Annotated in this window: 18 protein-coding genes and 1 other RNA gene; 13 read left to right on the forward strand and 6 right to left on the reverse strand. The window is 59.5% G+C overall.

Features of this window, described 5'->3' with window-relative positions; translation table 11 throughout:
• Positions 1–7 precede the first annotated feature (7 nt).
• Positions 8–1,900: a DNA mismatch repair endonuclease MutL gene (gene mutL / locus DTJ15_RS08225; RefSeq protein ID WP_249109815.1), complete on the forward strand. Its 1,893-nt coding sequence runs from the start codon at positions 8–10 to the stop codon at positions 1,898–1,900.
• Positions 1,901–2,071: 171 nt separating this feature from the next.
• On the forward strand, positions 2,072–3,787 hold the full coding sequence (gene dld / locus DTJ15_RS08230) for a D-lactate dehydrogenase (RefSeq protein WP_249109816.1): 1,716 nt from the start codon (positions 2,072–2,074) through the stop codon (positions 3,785–3,787).
• A gap of 58 nt (positions 3,788–3,845) precedes the next feature.
• Here dld and DTJ15_RS08235 read toward each other — a convergent pair whose 3' ends face one another.
• Positions 3,846–4,403: a DUF1643 domain-containing protein gene (locus tag DTJ15_RS08235; protein ID WP_249109818.1), complete on the reverse strand. Its 558-nt coding sequence runs from the start codon at positions 4,401–4,403 to the stop codon at positions 3,846–3,848.
• Positions 4,404–4,428: 25 nt separating this feature from the next.
• Complete coding sequence (locus DTJ15_RS08240) at positions 4,429–5,634, reverse strand: transglycosylase SLT domain-containing protein (RefSeq protein ID WP_249109820.1); 1,206 nt, start codon at positions 5,632–5,634, stop codon at positions 4,429–4,431.
• 256 nt (positions 5,635–5,890) lie between these two features.
• On the opposite strand from DTJ15_RS08240, the gene DTJ15_RS08245 reads away from it, so the two are divergent.
• Positions 5,891–6,109 (forward strand): hypothetical protein, encoded by a 219-nt coding sequence (locus tag DTJ15_RS08245; protein WP_081562904.1) that lies wholly within the window; start codon positions 5,891–5,893, stop codon positions 6,107–6,109.
• A 71-nt stretch (positions 6,110–6,180) separates the two neighbouring features.
• Positions 6,181–7,038 carry a hypothetical protein gene (locus tag DTJ15_RS08250; protein ID WP_043558923.1) on the forward strand — a complete coding sequence of 286 codons (858 nt, stop codon included), beginning with the start codon at positions 6,181–6,183 and terminating at the stop codon, positions 7,036–7,038.
• A 113-nt stretch (positions 7,039–7,151) separates the two neighbouring features.
• Here DTJ15_RS08250 and DTJ15_RS08255 read toward each other — a convergent pair whose 3' ends face one another.
• The 3 genes from DTJ15_RS08255 to ssrA form a co-directional block, all read right to left on the reverse strand.
• Positions 7,152–8,270, reverse strand: a complete 1,119-nt coding sequence (locus tag DTJ15_RS08255; protein WP_249079888.1) for an AbrB family transcriptional regulator — start codon at positions 8,268–8,270, stop codon at positions 7,152–7,154.
• A 15-nt stretch (positions 8,271–8,285) separates the two neighbouring features.
• On the reverse strand, positions 8,286–8,939 hold the full coding sequence (locus DTJ15_RS08260; RefSeq protein ID WP_052348957.1) for an SspB family protein: 654 nt from the start codon (positions 8,937–8,939) through the stop codon (positions 8,286–8,288).
• Between the two features lie 135 nt (positions 8,940–9,074).
• Positions 9,075–9,398, reverse strand: a transfer-messenger RNA (tmRNA) gene (ssrA, locus tag DTJ15_RS08265).
• 143 nt (positions 9,399–9,541) lie between these two features.
• Here ssrA and thyX point away from each other — a divergent pair.
• Together thyX and DTJ15_RS08275 are read left to right on the forward strand one after the other, a co-directional pair.
• The gene (gene thyX, locus DTJ15_RS08270; RefSeq protein ID WP_043558921.1) at positions 9,542–10,447 is read left to right on the forward strand and encodes an FAD-dependent thymidylate synthase; all 906 of its coding nucleotides are present in this window, start codon (positions 9,542–9,544) and stop codon (positions 10,445–10,447) included.
• 3 nt (positions 10,448–10,450) lie between these two features.
• Complete coding sequence (locus DTJ15_RS08275; protein WP_043558918.1) at positions 10,451–10,753, forward strand: hypothetical protein; 303 nt, start codon at positions 10,451–10,453, stop codon at positions 10,751–10,753.
• Between the two features lie 12 nt (positions 10,754–10,765).
• Here DTJ15_RS08275 and fbaA read toward each other — a convergent pair whose 3' ends face one another.
• Positions 10,766–11,884: a class II fructose-bisphosphate aldolase gene (gene fbaA, locus DTJ15_RS08280; protein ID WP_249109821.1), complete on the reverse strand. Its 1,119-nt coding sequence runs from the start codon at positions 11,882–11,884 to the stop codon at positions 10,766–10,768.
• Positions 11,885–12,065: 181 nt separating this feature from the next.
• Between fbaA and DTJ15_RS08285 the strand changes: the two genes are divergently transcribed.
• From DTJ15_RS08285 to DTJ15_RS08315, 7 genes are all read left to right on the forward strand, one after another.
• Positions 12,066–12,629, forward strand: coding sequence for a NifU family protein (locus DTJ15_RS08285; RefSeq protein ID WP_043559316.1), 564 nt, complete (start codon positions 12,066–12,068; stop codon positions 12,627–12,629).
• 6 nt (positions 12,630–12,635) lie between these two features.
• Positions 12,636–13,262 carry a malonic semialdehyde reductase gene (locus tag DTJ15_RS08290; RefSeq protein ID WP_081562902.1) on the forward strand — a complete coding sequence of 209 codons (627 nt, stop codon included), beginning with the start codon at positions 12,636–12,638 and terminating at the stop codon, positions 13,260–13,262.
• Positions 13,262–13,948: a tRNA (adenosine(37)-N6)-threonylcarbamoyltransferase complex dimerization subunit type 1 TsaB gene (tsaB, locus tag DTJ15_RS08295; protein WP_249079905.1), complete on the forward strand. Its 687-nt coding sequence runs from the start codon at positions 13,262–13,264 to the stop codon at positions 13,946–13,948. The genes DTJ15_RS08290 and tsaB overlap by 1 nt, the downstream gene beginning before the upstream one ends.
• Positions 13,948–14,454 (forward strand): ribosomal protein S18-alanine N-acetyltransferase, encoded by a 507-nt coding sequence (gene rimI / locus DTJ15_RS08300; protein WP_249109822.1) that lies wholly within the window; start codon positions 13,948–13,950, stop codon positions 14,452–14,454. The genes tsaB and rimI overlap by 1 nt, the downstream gene beginning before the upstream one ends.
• A 464-nt stretch (positions 14,455–14,918) precedes the next feature.
• Entirely contained in the window at positions 14,919–15,338 is a 420-nt protein-coding gene (locus tag DTJ15_RS08305; protein ID WP_043558914.1) for a MucR family transcriptional regulator, read from the forward strand.
• Positions 15,339–15,458: 120 nt separating this feature from the next.
• Positions 15,459–15,986: a Fur family transcriptional regulator gene (locus DTJ15_RS08310; protein ID WP_043558908.1), complete on the forward strand. Its 528-nt coding sequence runs from the start codon at positions 15,459–15,461 to the stop codon at positions 15,984–15,986.
• Between the two features lie 128 nt (positions 15,987–16,114).
• The gene (locus DTJ15_RS08315; RefSeq protein WP_193599755.1) at positions 16,115–16,945 is read left to right on the forward strand and encodes a GNAT family N-acetyltransferase; all 831 of its coding nucleotides are present in this window, start codon (positions 16,115–16,117) and stop codon (positions 16,943–16,945) included.
• The last annotated feature ends 2 nt before the right edge of the window (positions 16,946–16,947 follow it).

Genomic DNA, 16,947 nt, shown 5'->3' on the forward strand with positions numbered 1-16,947 from the left:
AGAAGTCATGATGAGGCCTGTCATCCGCCGTCTTTCCAGCCATGTTGTGGATCTTATTGCCGCTGGTGAGGTGGTGGAGCGCCCGGCGGCGGCGCTCAAGGAACTGGTGGAAAATGCGCTGGATGCCGGGGCGACCCGTCTTGAGGTCACCCTGCGGGGGGGCGGCTGTGAGCTGATTGATGTCCGGGATAATGGCCGGGGGATGGAAGCCGAGGAGCTACCCCTGGCGGTGGAGCGGCACTGTACCTCCAAATTGCCGGATGATGACCTGACGGCCATAAAAACACTGGGGTTTCGGGGGGAGGCGCTGCCATCCATCGGGGCCAGTGCCCGCCTTTTCCTGACATCACGGACAGAAACGGCTGAAACGGCCTGGGAGCTTTCCGTGCAGGGGGGTGTTGTCAGCGGGCCGGTGCCTTCTGCTGGTTCTGTGGGGACCCGTGTTGTGGTGCGGGACCTGTTCTTTGCGACACCGGCCCGCCGCAAATTTCTCAAGACAGCCAGAGTGGAGGGCAATCACGCTGAAGCCGTCATGCGGCGTGTGGCGTTGAGTGCGCCGGATTGTGCCATCAGTTTCGTCATGGATGGGCGGGAGATATTCAATCTGCCGCCGCAGGATGTCCGTGCCCGTGTGGCCAGCATTCTTGAAGTGCCCGAAGATGGCCTTCTGACGGTTGATGAGCAGCGTGGCCCCATGCGGCTGGGCGGGTATATCTGTGGTCCGGGTGAAACCAGGCGGACAGGCAGCGGCCAGTTCATGCTGGTCAATAATCGCCCTGTGATGGACCCCATCCTGCGGACTGCCATACGGGTGGCCTATCGGCCCGTGATCGAGAAAGGGCGTTTCCCTGTTCTCCTGCTGCATCTGCGCCTTCCGCTTGATCGTGTGGATGTGAATGTCCATCCTGCCAAGACAGAGCTGCGGTTTGCGGATGAGGCCGAGGTGAGAGCTTTTGTCATCGGGGCTGTGGGGCGTGCGTTGGCCCGTAGCGCCGGGGACGGTGGAGGCATACAGGCCGATCTTGGCATCATTGGCCGCCGGGCGGCTTCCATTGGGCAGAACGTGCCGGGTACGTCCTATTCATATGATCATACGGGCGCTCGGGCTGTTCCTCCGGCCGATCTTGGTCTGGGGACGTCCGTTCGCCGTTTTGCTTCGTCTGCCGTGATGGAGCGGCAGTCTGCTCCCGGCCTTGCAGAGCCGCAGCAGGGTTATGTGACGTCGGGCCGGATTGCGCAGGTGGAAGATGGCGGAGGGGAGGAGGTGCCTCATCCGTCTGTTGGCGGCAGACAGCCGGAGCAGCCACTTGGTGTGCCGATCGGGCAGATTCATGCCACCTATATTCTCTCGATTGCCCCGGATGGTGACCTGATCCTGACAGACCAGCATGCTGCCCATGAGCGTCTGACCCATGAGCGCCTGCGTGCCCGTTTTGCTGAAGGGGCCGTGCAGGCGCAGGCCCTTCTGATGCCGGAGGTGGTTGATCTGCCGCATGGGGCGGCCGAGGCGCTGTCACGATGTGCGGAGGAGCTGGCCCGTTTTGGTCTGGAGATAGAATCTTTTGGCAGTGGGAGCGTTCTGGTCCGCAGTCTGCCCGCCCCATTGAGCGGTAGTGACGTGGCGGGCCTTCTGCGGGATGTGGCGGATGAACTCGTGCAGATGCCTGACCTGCCAGCCCGGCAGACAGACAGTCTGGATGGGCGGTTTGAAGCCATCATGGCCCGGATGGCCTGTCATGGCAGCATCCGTGCCGGCCGTATTCTCAAGCAGGAGGAAATGGAGGCTCTGTTGCGGGGCATGGAACAGCATCCCCGGGCCAATACCTGCCCTCATGGCCGTCCGACATGGTTGAAGCTGGACAAGGACGGGCTGGAGAAACTTTTCGGGCGGACCAGGTAATACTGGTGCCGAAAGGCATTTCACATTTCTTTGACAGGAAAACAGGGCGGCCCAAAGGGCCTTTCTATGGTTTTCATCGCATTGAAAGAGGTAATGTCACATCTTGTTTCATGGATGTGCCCTTTCCTTCCCGGAGTTGATCTTGAAGGAAAGGGGCGGAAAGAGGATGGAATGGTCGATCTTGTTGGCGAGTTGAAATCTGTTGTTGGCACCAGATATGTCCTGACCTCGGAAAGTGCGACCTACGGGTACCGCAAGGGGTTCCGGTTTGGTGATGGCCGGGTGGAAGCCGTCGTTATTCCCGGCTCTCTGGTTGAGCTGTGGCGTGTCTCGAAGCTGGCGGTGGAATCAGGGCGCATCATTCTCATGCAGGCGGCCAATACAGGGCTGACGGGCGGCTCCACACCGGATGGCAACGATTATGACAGGCCGATCATTCTCATCAGCACACGCAGGCTGAAAGGTATCCAGCTTCTGGGAGAAGGCCGACAGGTTGTCTGCCTGCCGGGGGCGGATCTTTACGAGCTGGAAGAAAAACTGGCTCCGCTGGGGCGGGAACCCCATTCGGTCATCGGGTCTTCCTGCATCGGGGCTTCTGTCCTCGGGGGGGTGAGCAACAACTCGGGCGGGGCCCTGGTGCAGCGTGGTCCGGCTTATACGGAAATGGCCCTCTATGGACAGGTGGATGCCGAGGGCAGGCTGAATCTGGTCAATCATCTGGGCATCCGCTTCCCGGATGAAGCTGTGGCAGAATCCGTGCTGGATGCGCTGGAACATGGTCATTACAGCCCGGATGATGTGGACTGGTCGGGCACGAGAAAGGCCCATGATGATGATTACGTCAACCGTATCCGCCAGGTCGATGAGGCATCCCCGGGGCGTTACAATGCGGACCCGGGCCGTCTGTTCGAGGCATCCGGTAATGCGGGAAAGCTGATCGTCTTTGCCGTGCGGCTGGATACCTTCCCGGCAGCGAAGGATACGGCCGTCTTCTATCTTGGCACCAACCGGACCGATACGTTGGAAAAGGTCCGGCGGCATCTTCTGACGGCGTTTGAGGAGCTGCCCGTTGCGGGTGAATACATGCATCGGGATGCTTTTGCCATTGCGGATGAATACGGACGGGATACCGTGGCGCTGATCCGCTTTCTGGGAACGAAACATCTGCCGCTCATGTTCCGTCTGAAGGCTCGTGTGGATGCCTTCGCCCGGCGTTTCTCATGGGTACCGGACGGGCTGAGCGACCTGCTCATGCAGTCTGGCAGCCGGTTCCTGCCTTCGCAGGTGCCAGCCCGCATGAGGGCCTATCACGAGAGATATGACCATCACCTCATGCTGCGTGTATCTGGCACGCTGGCCCGGCAGGTCCGCCCATGGCTGGAGAGCTTCTTTACCGAAGGGCAGGAGGTGGAGGGTGCCTTCTTTGAGTGTACGGCGCAGGAGGGGACGCTGGCTTTTCTGCACCGGTTTGCGGCGGCGGGGGCAGCAAACCGGTATGTGGCTGTTCATGGCAGGAAGACGGGCGGCATGATGGCACTGGATGTCGCTCTGCGCCGCAATGACTGGGAGTGGCAGGAGCGTCTTCCGCCGGAGGTGGACGATCAGCTGCTGCTGAAGCTCTATTACGGGCACTTCCTCTGCCATGTCATGCATCAGGATTATGTTGTCAGGCCTGGTGTGGACCCCATGGAAGTTGAGACGACCATGATGTGGCCAATACTGGACAAACGGGGAGCCCGTTATCCGGCCGAGCATAATGTGGGGCACCTCTATCATGCTCCGCAGAGCATGGCCGCCCATTACCGCTCGCTCGATCCTTGCAACTGTTTGAATCCCGGCATTGGCCGTCAGACAAAGAAGAAAAATTGGGTCGCAGAAAGCGTCTGAAGCCAGATGGGCGGGCCTCCCCTTGCGGGAAAGCCCTGTCTGCGTGGTGGGAGGTGGATCAGAAATCGTCTGCCGTCAGGGGGACGGGTGTAAGGTCCGCCGGGAGATAGAGCGGGTGTTCGGGGCGATGGCCTTTGCGGCTCAGCCGCAGGGCCGTGACCTTGTGACCAGCCCGGAGCAGCAGCCGTGCCACCTCAGGTCCCCGGTAGCGCAGCTCCTTGGCCTGCGGGGTGCCGTAGGCCAGCACGATGAGTTCAGCCTGTCCGGCCATGTCCAGCAGGTAGTGGTCGGTCTCCGGGCCGACGGGGTCGGCGACCTCGAGAAGGCGTTTCTGGTCCGTGCAGCGATAGGCGAAGCTGTTGCCCACGAACATGCCGCCATAACCCCATTGCCGACTGTAACGCTGGCATTTGGCCACGGAACGGTCATCTCCATATTCCGTGGCGACAGAGGGATTCATCATGATCCACATGATGAGGGGCCCTGTCTCATTCCAGATACGCCTGAGCGTATAGCGGTAACAGTCACCCGGCCCGGCATAGAGGGCCGTGCTGGTGACATCATCAGCGAGCCGGAGTGACCTGGCCGTGCCGACATGGTGCGGTGTGTGCGGCATGTCCCGTGTGTTCCTCCGATGATGGTCAGGGAGCGTTGGGGGGAATTGTCAGGCAGTCTATGGTCCCCCGCAGATGCCTGCACGCCCCGGTAGCCTGGCTGTGCGTCAGGTTGATGAGCCGGGCCCGGTAGAGTGTACCTCTGGCCGTACGAACGGGCATGACATGGACGGAGGCCCCGCCGGCAATGGGGGTAATGCGGGGGCGTAGCTGTGTGGCAACCATGAGGGCCTGTTTTTCACCAGCATAGCTCCCCAGCTGGATGGCCCAGTCATGGGTTGATTCGGCCAGCATGTCTGTTGCTCCCCTCCGTCTGGCTGGGGCATCAGCCAGGGGAATGGACTGGATGCGCAGCGTATTTCTCTGTGGTTCTGGCGGAAAGGAGCGTGGTGGAGGCGAATGGGGCCGGGCGATGGGAGCTGCTGGCTGCGGCTGAGGGGAGGAAAAACCGCGGGCGGCCCATGCGGCCCGGATATCCTGTGTTTCGGCTGTTTGGACAGCCTGTCCGGCCGTGGTGGTTTCGTCATAGCTCCCATCACCATCCAGAGGTGTGGCCGTATCCATGCGGGCGGGCCCCTGCGCCGTCCTGTCATGGCGGGCCACGATGAGGTCATTGCGGGAGCGCTGATGCGGCCAGATGCCCATGATCTTGGGGGCAATGGCCGCCACATAATTGCGTGTCTCCCGTGGGAGGGCCCTGTTCTGGCGGAGGTAGTGGTCCAGACTGCCCGGGCCATAATTATAGGCAGCCAGAAAGCCGGGAGAGCCGTATATTTCATACATCTGGCGGATATAGGCTGTTCCGGCGAGAATGTTGTCGTGCGGGTCGTAGGGGTCAGGTCCCAGATTGTACTGGGTCCGCAGGTCGTCATAGGCGGGTGGCATGATCTGCATCAGTCCCATGGCGCCGGGCGTGGAGGTGATGAAGTTGCCATAACGGTCATACAGATGCCCCCCTGATTCCTGATGCATGACGGCCCTGATCCATTCAGCAGGCACATCGAAACGGTTTGATGCTTCATTGATGTAAGGCCCCCAGGGGTCTTCAGGCGGGCCGGGCGGTGTGTAGTGCGAGCGGGCATGGGCCTGATAGTCTGCCTGTTCCTCCAGCACGGGCATGGTCGGGCTGTTGCCGCTGGGACGTGTGGCGCAGGCTGCCAGAAGGGCAGGGAGGAGCAGGGCAAGGCAGAGGCGGACCATACGCAGGGTAGAGGACGGGGCAGTGCGTATCATGGGGGCTTCCTGAACAGGGACATGCGTGAGCTTCCTCTCCCTATCATGGAAATGATGGAGGGCAGAGAGGAGCCTGGTTTTTATAAGTAAAGATCACGTTATAAAAGAGGTTTAATGGAAGGTAGGGGATTGAAAAAAGGAAGGAAACGGGACTACTGTGGAGAGAATTATATTGGCTGGCAGCGGGAGCTGCTCCGTTCTGTACCTGCCCGAGGCGGGGGAATGGTTTTATTGGTAGGAATTGAAGGACGAGATCATGTCTTACGCTGCGCTGGATGCAGGCCGTGTTGCCCGTGCTGCCGAGCTGGCCCTGCAGACGCTGGCCGGGGAGAAGGAGACCTCTGAGGCGCATCAGCGCAAAACGATCCTGATCGAGCGTATACATGCTCTTGCCAGAGCCGCCGCAGATACGGCAGGACAGGGGACGGTGACGCTGACGTCCGAAGAGTTCTGGCTGATTTCCCGGAACTGGTGACGTGTCAGTGGGGCATGGCGAATGAATGATCATATGATTCTGAGAGACTGGGTGTCAGGGAGCGTTGAGGGATGAAGTGGTTTTTTGCGATTACAGAGAAGACACTGTCCAACGACCCTGATCATGGTTTTATCGATTGTATCCGGGCTGCCGTACAGTCGGCCCGTGAGAATACGACGCTGATCCCGCACATGGTGTTTGATGGAAACGAATGTGACTTCACGCGGGAGATGCGGGCTGCCGGGGTGAATGTCATTTTTCACCGTCTGCATTTCTATGACCGCCTGCTGGAGGCCCAGCGTCGCCTCAAACCGGAATGGCCCAATTACATTTTTACGGCGGCTGGTGCCTTCATGCGGCTGGAGCTGCCCCTGCTGGAGCAGGATGACCAGTACGTCCTGTACACCGACTGTGACGTGATGTTCCTGAAAGACCCGCAGGTCGAGTTCTGCACGCCGGAAATCTTTGCGGCTTGCGGGCAGTTCGGCAAGCAGGATTACTACGTGGACATGAACTCGGGGGTCATGGTGATGAACCTCGAGCGTATGCGCCGTGACCTGCCAGCAATGGTGGATTTCCTGTGCGATAATCTGGACCATGTGGCTGGGTATGATCAGGAGCTGCTGCGCATTTTCTACAATGCACAGTGGAGCCCACTTTCCGCCCGCTTCAACTGGAAGCCTTACTGGGGGGTGGATGACAACGCTACCATCGTCCATTTTCATGCGGCCAAGCCACCTGCTGCGCGGCATCTGCTGAATGATCCGGCCTATCGTGAGCATGATCATGTCTTCCATGCCTGGCGTCACTGGTTCTTCCAGAATCCGGCTGGGTACGGCTATTACGTTCCGAAGTGGGAAGAGTATCTCGAAAAGGCCCGCCGGTCTTATCAGGCGGATGCAGTCAGTGAGTTTGATGCTCTGAGATAGGATGGGGGCTCAACCCATTCAGGCAGTGCTGGAATATGGAAAAGCCCTCCTTCGTGGAGGGTTTTTCTTTGCCGTCATGCCAGCAGGCGGCGTGGCCGTGCCCTCTCCCGGGGTTACTTGCTTGTGGAAGGGGAGCGGGGCAGCTGCTCCATCTGCTCAGGCATGGCGGCCGTGCGGCTGGTGTGGCGTTCCAGCCATCGGCCAAGGGGACGGGCAATGGCTGGCCCGAGCGTGATGATGGCCAGCATCCGGGCTGTCTGCATGGCAATGATGAAGGGCAGGGCAATCGGGACGTTGGCGCTGATGACGATGATGGTGTCCAGCCCGCCCGGGCTTGTGGCCAGGTAGGCACTGAGGAGGTCAATCCGGGCGAAATGGGCTACCGGCAGGGCCAGCAGGGCGCAGCTGGCAATGAGCGTCATGGAGGAGAGGGCGACCGCTGGGATGGAGCGGAGTGCGTAACGCAGGACGGGTGCGGTGAAACGCAGCCCGATGGACCAGCCGATGGTCAGATAGGCCGGGATGCGGATCCAGAAAGGGGCGCTGATCTGGAACAGGCCACTCAGCTGGGCTGTGGCACCTGTCAGAATGGTCAGCAGAAGCGTTGCCGCTGGTGAACGCAGCCTGAGGCCGATGACTGTACTGATGGCGACAAGCAGCAGTGTAGGTAGCAGGTTGCCTCGCATTGGTGCGGGCGTGGGAGTGGCGTGGCCCGTGCGTATGACGATCCATGAAATCAGGGACGTGGCAACGGCAACCATGATGACCCTGAAATAGAGCATGAAGGCTGTCAGCCTTGTATCAGCTCCGAAAGACCCGCAGAGCATGACCATGGTGGAGGCTGCGCCCGGTGATGTGCCCCAGAGGGCCGTCGTCCCCGGCATGACCCCGAACCAGGCCAGACAGGCCCCCGTGGAAAAACTGACAAGGATGACGGAGAGGACACTGAAAAGAACCAGTACCCAGTGGGACATGATGTGGTGGAGGACAGAGCCTGTCAGGCTGTTGACGACCACACAGGCCAGTATGGCCTGTGCCATGGTAAAGAAAACGGGTTTGATGGTGACGCCACGGTTCCTGATCGACAGGATGATGCCGGCCGCCATGGGGCCCAGCATCATGCCCGCTGTCAGATGCAGCAGCATGAAGAGGCCGGAAATCACGGCAGAAAAAAAGACCAGCTCTGCCCATCGTGACCCATGGGAGCGCCAGGAGAGGGAGGACAGGGTCACACGTCCGGTCCCTGCTCAGCGGTCCCTGTCATCAGGGGTTCCAGAGGGATCATTGCCTGAGGGTTTCTTGCGGAAGGCTGCCAGACTGACAACCTTCGCCCCCTCATTTTCCTGGTCATGGGAGTCACCGTCATGGCCTGCACTGGTTCCGGCATGTGCCTTCGGTTCGTCTGCAGAGGGGTGGAAGGTGTGGACCTCGGCCAGACCGCCCTTGTCCCCTCCGTGGAGGTCAGGGTCTGTCGGAGTGTCGGCATCTGCCATGTGCTGCTGGGGCGTGAAATGCATGACGAGATGGATGTGAGGGTCCGCAAAGGCCGTGACCGCTCCCAGAGGGATGTGCAGGGTGCTGGGGATGCCACCAAAGGACAGCCCGACAGAGAAGGTCCGGGTGTCATGGTCCACCGTCAGGTTCTGGAACTGGTGTTGCAGGACGATGGTCATTTCTTCCGGGTAGCGATCCTTGAGGCGGGAGGGGATGTCCACTCCCGGCATGTCGGTACGGAATGTCATGTAGAAATGATGGTCACCAGGGAGGCCATGTTCGCTGACATGGTCCAGCGCCTTGATCATGACGATACGCTGGGCATCCTCCATCCAGCGGTCATAAGGGAGGAGGCTGGCTGGCATGGAGGGGCCGAGCCCGTCGGAGCCGTTGGTATCATCACTCATGGAACAGCACCATCACCTGTTGCATCTGGGAAGTTACCTCAGGTGTGCGACAGGCGGCATGAAATCGCAAGGGGCCGGGTTGCATATTTTCCGGCCCGACCTTTTATCGTGGGATGGTGTTTCAGAAAAGAAACAGGTGGGGGGGCTTCTGTTGCCCGGTGCACCCCCCGGACCGCGCTTATCGCTTATGCAGCAACAGCGAGCACCTCAGAGTTATCGTTGGCACTTGTAAAGTCAGCCCGATGACGGCGGAACAATACCGGGCAAAAAGTAGATCTTTACCATGCGTGTCGAGCCTGTTTCGTCCCCATAGCGCCAGCCCGGAAGGCTGATGGTGGAGACGCCGGGCACTGCCCCCGGGTCCACAACACTTATTCCATCTACCGTTTATCGCCATAGCCAAGGCCGAAGCCTCCGGCAGGGACAAATATAGGCAGTTATGTCCGGTATGGCAAGGTGAAACGGGCCTTCCCTTCTGCCATCTGGGCGGTTACATCTGTCACCGTTATGGTTACATTCAGTAGCTGGGGGAGGTGGATGGCCGTGCTGATCCACTTCCGTGGATAATAGCCCGGCACAGCCAGATGAGCGGGAGAGAAGTCATGGCCCTGACAGACGAGCAGCGTTCCGAAATAGAGGCCGTGCGTGCCGCCCCCAACCAGACGGTGCGGCCGACCGTTCCGGCCATGGAGGCACTTCTTTTTGAGCCTTTCCCGCTGCTGGATCATGGTTTCATCCGTGTCGTGGACTATATGGGGGATGATTCGGCTGTCGTGCAGGCGGCCCGTGTGTCCTACGGCAAAGGAACACGGAAGACGTCGGAAGATGCCGGGCTCATCCGCTATCTGATGCGGCATCGTCACTCCACACCGTTTGAAATGTGCGAGATCAAGTTTCACGTGAAACTGCCACTTTTTGTCGCCCGGCAGTGGATTCGTCACCGCATGGCCAGCGTGAATGAATATTCTGCCCGGTATTCCGTACTGGACAGGGAGTTCTATCTGCCCGATGCCACGCAGATTGCTGCGCAGAGCAAGGTCAACAATCAGGGGCGGGGCGAGACCCTCAGCGCAGAGACAGCGGCAGAGGTGCTGTCCATTCTCCAGCGGGATGCCCTGCAATGTTATGGCGACTATGAGCAGCTGCTCGACCCGGAGGGGCTGGGTGTGGCCCGGGAACTGGCCCGCATCAATCTGACACTCAACACCTACACGCAGTGGTACTGGAAGATTGACCTCCATAATCTGATGCATTTTCTGGCGCTGCGGTCCGACCCACATGCCCAGTATGAAATCCGTGTCTATGCCCAGAAGATGATCGAGATTCTCAAGGCATGGGTACCGCATACGGCACAGGCTTTTGAGGATTATCGCCTCGGAGCTTACAGCTTCTCTGCCGGGATGCTGAAGGTGCTGCGCCGCCGCCTTGCCGGGGAGAGTGTCACGCAGGAAACATCCGGCCTGACGAAGCGGGAGTGGACAGAGATGCAGGCTGTTCTGGAGGGCTGAGACGTGTCCGGCTCTGACCTTTTCCCTGAAGAGGAAGACCGGCCTGCTGGTCCTGTCCCGGATTCAGCGGCTTTGCTGGAGGAAGGGCGCCGGTTCCAGCGGGAGACGGGTATCCCGCCTCTTCTGGGTCACAGGCCACGTTTTCTGCCATGGGTGCTGCTGGCAGCCCTGCTCATGCTTGTCTCTCTGGGTATTGAGATTTTCTGGCCCCTGCCGGGGCGGCATGGCCCCCTGCCTGTTTGTGGGCAAGGGGCGGTGGAGACGGTTTCCTGTCAGAAACCGGCTGCGGTTCCATCTGCCCGCTGATGGAGCGGACGGTCAGGGCTGGCGGGCCATGCTGCGCCCCTGAGCCCCGAGTACACGGAAACTGTCTGTCAGCCGTTGGATGAAACTGTCCTCTCCGGCCTTCATCCAGGTACGGATGTCGTACTGTTTTTTCAGCGGCCGCCCCGTTACGGGTGAGACCTGATGGGCGAAGGCTTCTTCATGTTCCTGCATGTAACGGGCCACACCTTGTGCGTAGGCGAACTGGGTGTCTGTATCGATGTTGAATTTGAAGACCCCGAAGCTGACAGCCCGTTTTATGGCGTCTTCATCCGATCCAGACCCGCCATGGAAGACCAGAGGAACAGGATTGGGGCCCGTCTGGAGCCGCTCGGCCACGAGAGCCTGGGACCTGCGGAGTATGTCCGGGCGGAGGCGGACATTGCCGGGGGCGTAGACCCCGTGAACATTCCCGAATGAGGCAGCGATGGAAAGCATCCCCAGAGGGGACAGGGTCTTCCATGCGGTCAGAACATCTTCCGGACTTGTATAGAGGGAGGGATGGTCAGCCGGTCCGGTGCCATGCAGCTCGTTGCCAATGCCGTCTTCTTCTCCCCCCGTGATTCCCAGTTCGATCTCAAGGCCGATTCCCAGAGGGGACAGTTTTTTCATCAGGGTCGCTGCCGTGGCGATGTTGTCGGCGACCGGTTCTGTCGAGAGGTCGAGCATGTGGGAGGAGAACAGGGGTTGGCCTGTCTGTTCGTGGTGGCGGCGGCTTTCCTCCACGAGCCCGTCAATCCAGCCCAGCAGGGGACGGTTGGCGTGGTCCGTATGGAGGATGACGGCTACCCCGTAATGGCGGGCCAGAAGATGGACATGCCGTGCCAGAGCCACAGCCCCCAGAATCCGGGCCTGCTGCTCATCCGGCAGGGACTGGCCAGCGTAGAAGCGGGCCCCTCCGGCGGAAATCTGGATGATGATGTCAGCCCTGTTGGCCCGTGCTGCGGCAAGAGCTGCATTGGCAGTGGATGAACTGCTGACATTGACAGCCGGAAGGGCATAGCCCCCCATCTGGCAGGCCCGGAGCAGGGTACGGTATGCACCGCCAGTGGCCACACCCGGCGGAATGGCCGACATGCTGTTGGCAGGGAGTGCGGTGGAGGGGGGTGTCATGGATCCTCTTGGGTGGAGCTGGAGAAGGGGAACGTGGCAGAGGTAGCCTGTTTTGCCAGTCTGATATACATACTGTCTGTAAATAGGACTATAAAGGTCCAAAAGTGGTAGAGTTGCGTTAGAGGGTGCTCATTCCATCGGGTATCTGATAAGAGAGGCGTTCATGACACAGAATGATCTTATGATGATTGAAACTGAAGATACTCCCAACCCGGCGACACTGAAATTTTTGCCGGGTCGTGACGTGACGGGCGACCGGTCCCCTGTCGATTTTGCAGAGGCCGGGGTCGTGGCGGGGCGTTCTGCTCTGGCAGATGTTCTTTTTGGCATGGCCGAGGTGAAGCGTGTCTTCCTGGGAAGTGATTTTGTTTCTGTCACGAAGGATGATGGAGCCGACTGGGATGCACTGCGTCCGCAGGTGCTGGTGGCCCTGACAGATTTCTTCAAAAGCGGGAAGCCAGCCCTTGCAGAAGACATCGCTGCCCCGGAGGCTGACATCTTTCCCGAGGATAGCGAGATCGTGGCCCGGGTGAAGGAGCTTCTGGATACACGGGTCCGTCCGGCCGTGGCCAGCGATGGGGGGGACATAGTCTTCCGTGGTTATCGGGAAGGTGTCGTCTATCTGAGCATGCAGGGCGCCTGCTCTGGCTGTCCGTCTTCCAAGGCTACATTGCGGCACGGCGTGGAGAACATGCTCCGTCACTACATCCCGGAGGTGACGGCGGTTGAACCTGTAGAGGAGTAAAAGCTGATGACATCATCACCAGCCCCGGAGGGGCAGCCGGCAGAAGGAGAGGTCTCCAGCCCTGTTCTGGCCGAGGAGCTTTTTACACGCTGCCGCACGGCAGACTGTTTTTCTGACCGGCCAGTGGGTGATGATGTCCTGCATCGTCTTTACGATCTGCTCAGGATGGGGCCAACATCGGGCAACTGCTCACCGGCCCGCTTCGCTTTCCTGAAGACGGAAGAGGCCCGGCAGAAAATCCGGCCTGCCCTGTCTCTGGGCAATGCGGAGATGGCCATGACGGCGCCGGTGCTGGTTGTTGTCGGGTATGATCCCCTGTTTTTCGAGAAATTCGAGACTCTCAACCCCATGCCCGGCCTGCGGGACTGGTATGCGGCTGATGTCGGGCTGAGTGACGAGACGGCGTTTCGCAACGGTACCCTTCAGGGGGCCTATCTTATCATGGCAGCCCGTGCGCTGGGGCTGGCTGTGCGGCCCATGTCCGGCTTTGATGCCGTGATGGTGGAGGAGGAATGTTTCCGCAAGCAGGGCTGGCGGGCCAATTTCCTCGTGGCACTGGGTTATCCCGGGGGGGAAGCATCTTCTCCCCGGGCGCCCCGCCTGCCTTATGAGGAAGTCTGCCTGTGGCTGTGATGCCGGGGCGGTGTCTCGTCATGAACGGGGCGGGAGCCGGACGGGGGCAGAGCAATCTGATCGCCCTGCTGGAACATGGCCAGGTGGTGGATGAACAGGTGCTGTCCGGGCGTGGTGCTTCGGAACGTTTTGCTCCGGCCGTGCAGGCCATGTTGGCCCGGGCCGGTTGGAAAGAACCACCGGAGATGGTGGTGGCTGTGGTTGGCCCGGGCTCTTTTACGGGGTTGAGAGCGTCTCTTTCCCTTGCTGCCGGGTTGGTCCGGGGATGGTCCTGTCGGGGCGTAGGTGTTCGGCTGGGTGATGCACTGCGGGCGACCATGAAGCATGATGAGGCCACTATCCTGTGCCTTGCCCGTCGGGGGCGGGTTTTTGTGGATGCGCCGGGGCGGGAGGCCTGTGCCCTGCCGGTAGGCGAGATTCAGCCGGGGAGCTGGCCGGTCGTGGCAGGTGATGCCGTCCATGGGGATGATGCCTTGCCGGAGCTGAGTGGCCAGACAGGCTGTGGTGTTCTGGGGAGTAACGTGGTCCGCCTGCCTCATGCCGCTCCGACGGCGGAAGGCATTTTCAGGGCCGCCTGCCAGAGTCTGGATGATGGGACGGTCGAGGCCTACCCGCTTGAACCCCTTTATGTGGACCCCCCGGAGGCAAAACCCCCGGCAGGTGGTCTGAGACCGGCACCGCAGTGATGTCTGGCACGGGCTGTCCGGACAGGGCGGATCATGATGGCCAGAGGGAGGTCCGGTCGGACGTGCAGGGGCCTGAGCTGGTGGCTGTGGGGCCAGAGGCAGCCCGTGTCGTGTCGGCCCTGCATCATGCGGCCTTTTCGGGACGTGACCCTTGGGATGAGACAGCCTGCGGGCAGATTCTGGCCCTGCCGGGTGTGGAGGCCTGGCTGGCTTGCGTGAGTGATGTTCCTGTGGGTTTCATCATCAGTCGTCATGTGCTGGATGAAGGTGAGGTCCTGTCTCTGGGGGTGCATCCACAATGGCAGCGGCAGGGTCTGGCGCATCGGTTGCTCTCCCATCTCATCAATCGGGCCCGACAGGAGGCAGCCACCCTGTTTCTGGAAGTGCGGCTCAGTAATGAAGCCGCTTTTGCCTTGTATGGGCGGTGCGGCTTTCAGCAGATAGCGGTGCGGCGTCGTTATTACGACGATGGTGAGGATGCCCGTCTTTTGAGGTGGTCGCCCTGACAGGTCATACCCTGTCTTCTTTTGCATGGCACGACGTATGGGCCGTGTAATGCTGGAATAGCTGTTGAACAAGGGGCGGTCAGGCTGTGTGGTATGCCTGTAATGGCAGGTCATCATGTATATGATCTTGCAGCTGTTATGTTCTTGTAACGTCTTTCCTTGTCTGCTCCAGGTAACAGCCTTCTATAAGACTTGTCATGTCATTCATGATGAATATTCCTTATAAAACAGCATGATCTTTGTAGGGCGCCTGTATTTCCCTGTGATAAATGGTGTTATTTGAGCGCAGGCGGAAGGGAGAAGTTCTCTTATGTAATGTCGTGATTTTGTAAGAATTTCTGTCTATGTTGTGGATTTTCTTATCTTATCAACAAGTGTTTACTATTACAGAAACGGTTTTTCTTGTTGTCTTTTTCTACAATCCGTTATAGGTCGAACTAAATTTCTTGGGAGATAGGTTTTTTATGTCGTCGTCTGAGACAGAAACACAGGCCCTGCGTCAGCTGACAGCACAGATCGTCACGGCGTATGTGAGCAGTCATGATGTTGCTGCCGAAACTCTGCCGGATCTTGTCCGTTCGGTGCACGGTGCCCTTGCAGGGGCCGGTGTTGCCGTGGAGGCAGAGCCCGAAAAACCGGTACCGGCCGTACCGCCCCGCAAGTCGGTCTTCCCCGATTATATCATTTGCCTGGAAGACGGTAAAAAGCTGAAGTTGCTGCGCCGTCACCTCAAGACAGCCTACAACATGACACCGCAGGAATATCGTGAGCGTTGGGGGCTGCCGCCGGAATATCCGATGGTTGCTCCCAACTATGCCAATCATCGTTCTTCCCTTGCACGGCGCATCGGTCTTGGCCGCCGCCGTGAAGGGAGCGAGGGGTAATCAGGATGGTCTGTCCTGTTTCTCAGGACAGACCCGGTTGAGTCTGCATGATGGAGGAGGTGCGTTTCGTATTATGATGTGGATTGGACAAACCGTATCATAATCGGATAGATCATCAGTATGGTGATGAGCACAAAAAAAATGGGGCGCGAGGGTGCTGCGTCCGGGGATACTGTGGGTGATTCGCCCATTGCACGTCTCTGCGTCAAGCATGGTCTGAAGATGACCGGACAGCGGCGGGTGATTGCCCGTGTCCTTTCGGAGGCGGAGGATCATCCGGATGTGGAGGAGCTGTACCGCCGTGCTTCGGAACTGGACAGCCGCATTTCCGTTGCTACCGTTTATCGGACAGTCCGCCTGCTGGAAGAAAAAGGAATTCTGGAACGCCGGGATTTTGGCGGGGGCCGTGCCCGCTACGAAGCCAGTGAAAATGGGCATCATTATCATTTGATTGATATTGATAGTGGTAACGTCATCGAATTCGAGAATGATGAACTGGTCGGCCTGCTGGCGAAGATTGCTGCGGAACTGGGGTTTGATCTCATGTCTCACCGGGCGGAGCTTTTCGGACGGCGTACGGCACCCGAAAAGAAGAAAGATGCCGCTCCCGAGGATGGGAACAGGTCCAGTCCAACAGGCCGGGCATAAGGAGTGACTGATTTCGTATGACCGGGAAGAGGCCGTCAGATACCATTGGGGATGCATGCATCCCTTCCTGTAATGCAGAGCAGCCGGAGGCGGGGGGATTCATCAGCAGCGAGAAAACGCAGCGGCAGATGGATACCCTGGCGACTCTTGCCCTGAACCGTGAAGGCGGTTTTCAGGAACTGCGTGGCGGCAGCTTGGGTGTCAGGCTTGCCACGACGGAAGAAGAGATCCGTGCGGCACAGGCCCTGCGTTATCGTGTGTTCTTTGACGAGATGGGGGCTCATCCCAGTGAGGAGGCCCTGCGGACCCGTCTGGATTCTGACCGCTTCGACGAGATTGCAGATCACCTTCTTGTGGTGGACCATGCCCGTGGTGGTGGTGCAGACAGCGTGGTGGGGACGTATCGTCTGCTGCGTTCCGATTCGCTGGGGGAAGGTGGCCGTTTCTATACGGCGGATGAGTATGACATTTCCTGTCTGACAGATTTCCCCGGTCGCCTTCTGGAGGTCGGGCGGTCCTGTGTGGCACGGGATTACCGTGGTCGTGCGGCCATGCAGCTGCTCTGGCGGGGCATAGCCTCCTATATCTTCCTGCACAGGATTGACGTGCTGTTTGGCTGTGCCAGCCTGCATGGGACATCACCGGATATGATGAGTGATGAGCTGACATGGCTGTATCACAACCATCTGGCGCCGCCCGCCCTGCGGGTTCGGGCCCTGCCAGAGCGCTATGTCAGCATGTGCCGGACAGACCCTGCCACGCTGGACCGCCGCACCTGCCTCAGCAAGCTGCCACCCCTCATCAAGGGGTATCTGCGTCTTGGTGGGTATGTTGGTGATGGTGCCGTGGTGGATGAACAGTTCAACACCACGGATGTGGCCGTGCTCGTCAAGAGTGAGCTGCTGGCTGACAAATATTACCGTCATTATGAGCGTCGTCTGAAGGACGCGCTGGATTAACA

This window comes from Parasaccharibacter sp. TMW 2.1891 (assembly GCF_023337675.1).
In the GTDB taxonomy this organism is placed as follows: domain Bacteria; phylum Pseudomonadota; class Alphaproteobacteria; order Acetobacterales; family Acetobacteraceae; genus Bombella; species Bombella apis.